Origin of the sequence: Paraburkholderia phenoliruptrix (assembly GCF_019511605.1) — a bacterium.
Lineage (GTDB): Bacteria > Pseudomonadota > Gammaproteobacteria > Burkholderiales > Burkholderiaceae > Paraburkholderia > Paraburkholderia phenoliruptrix_A.
On record NZ_JAEUAV010000060.1, the window covers coordinates 1 to 1,723 of the forward strand.

A 1,723-nucleotide genomic window follows, 5' to 3' on the forward strand; every position below is an offset into this window, starting at 1 on the left:
GCCTTCGGGTGGGCCTTCGGGTGGCCCCTTGACTGGGCCTTTGACTGAGCCTTCGCGTGGGGCTGCAGCTGACTCTGCGCGGGCGCTCTCGCCTGTGCCCTTCGCGAAGCCGGCGCCCTCGCCTGTGTCCATGCCGCAGGCGGCACCCGACGCGACTGCAAACGGCAATGACACGCGCATCGACGCAGCCGACGCATCCACGGCACCGCCCGCCCCGCGCACCGTCCTCGTGCCTGCGCGTGACGCGGAAGGCGAGGCGCTGATCCGCACCGCCGAACTCGACGACACACAGATCGTGCCCATGCCGCTTGCCGCCACGCCCCGGCATCTGGCGACGCTGATGAAAGCGCTGATCGGCCGCCCATACGGCTGGGGCAATAGCGGCCTCTATAACGACTGCTCGTCCGAACTGCAAAGCATCTTCGCGGTATTCGGCGTGTGGCTGCCGCGCCATTCGTCCACGCAGATGAGCGCCGGACGCATGGTCGACCTGTCCGCGTCGACGCCGACGCAACGGCTCGACTACCTGGCGCAGCATGGCGCGCCGCTGCGCACGCTGATCTATATCGGCGGACACGTGATGCTCTACATCGGCAACACGACCCGCGACGGCGTCGTGGTGCCGGTGGTGTATCAGGACGTCTGGGGACTGCGCCCGGCCGACAACAGCCGGCGCGCGGTGATCGGCGGCTCGGTGATTCTGCCGCTCCTCGTGCGCATTCCCGAGGACGCGACGCTGCAGTCGCTCGCCGGCACGCCGACGTTCCAGATCAGCATACTCGGCGCGCCGACCGGCGCGGCGGCGCCTGCGCCCGGTTCAGCACCGACGCCCGCCGCACCGGCGGACGAGGATAGTCCGGCGGGGTAACTGCGGGGTGACTGCGGATATCTGCGAGGCAACTCGGAGGCAGCTGCGAGGTAGCGGCGACGTAACTGCGAAGCAACCGCGAGGTAGTAGCGAGGTCGTAGCGAGGAAACCGCGCGGTAAGGGTGAAATAACAATCGCGCTCAAAGGAAGGACAGGACTTGCATGCACGCATACACGGATGCGCGACCCACGCCCACGTGCGTGCTGGAAATTATTTTTTACGGAGTGTCGATCCGCGGCCGACTTGCTCGTCGTAACGTGGAAGTCCTGGCTGAACCAGTCGGGCTTTCAATCCACGAACCCGTTACTTCAAGGAGCCGCCGTCATGACCAGCCCTGCTGTCAAACCGATCCCGGAGGGGATGCACTCGCTCACGCCGTATCTGATCTGCGCGGGCGCCGCGCAAGCCATCGAGTTCTATACGAAAGCCTTCAACGCGGTCGAACAGTTCCGCCTGCCGGGGCCGGACGGCAAGGTGATGCACGCGTGCCTGAAAATCGGCGATTCGATGCTGATGCTCACAGACGAATGGCCGGAGCACCAGTGTTTCGGGCCGAATCATCTGCAAGGCACGCCGGTCACGATTCACCACTACGTGGAAGATGTGGACGCAAGTTTCCAGCAGGCGGTGGAGGCCGGCGCGACCGTCAAGCTGCCGGTTTCCGACATGTTCTGGGGCGACCGCTACGGCCAGTTGAAAGACCCATTCGGGCATAGCTGGTCGCTCGCCACCCACAAGCGCGATTTGAGCAAGGAAGAGATCGAGCAGGCCATGGCGGCGATGAAGTAGCCGGCCTGGCGTTTTGCGAAGACTGCCTTGCTTGTTCGCGGTGGGCGGGGCGTGGCGGTGTGGGG

Annotated in this window: 2 protein-coding genes; both read left to right on the top strand. The window is 65.5% G+C overall.

Annotated features, from left to right (window positions below; all coding sequences use genetic code 11):
• On the top strand, positions 1-868 hold an 868-nt coding region (locus tag JNB89_RS30740), incomplete at its 5' end, for a C40 family peptidase (RefSeq protein ID WP_223216907.1).
• Positions 869-1,193: 325 nt separating this feature from the next.
• Entirely contained in the window at positions 1,194-1,658 is a 465-nt protein-coding gene (locus JNB89_RS30745) for a VOC family protein (protein WP_013338648.1), read from the top strand.
• Positions 1,659-1,723: the final 65 nt, after the last annotated feature.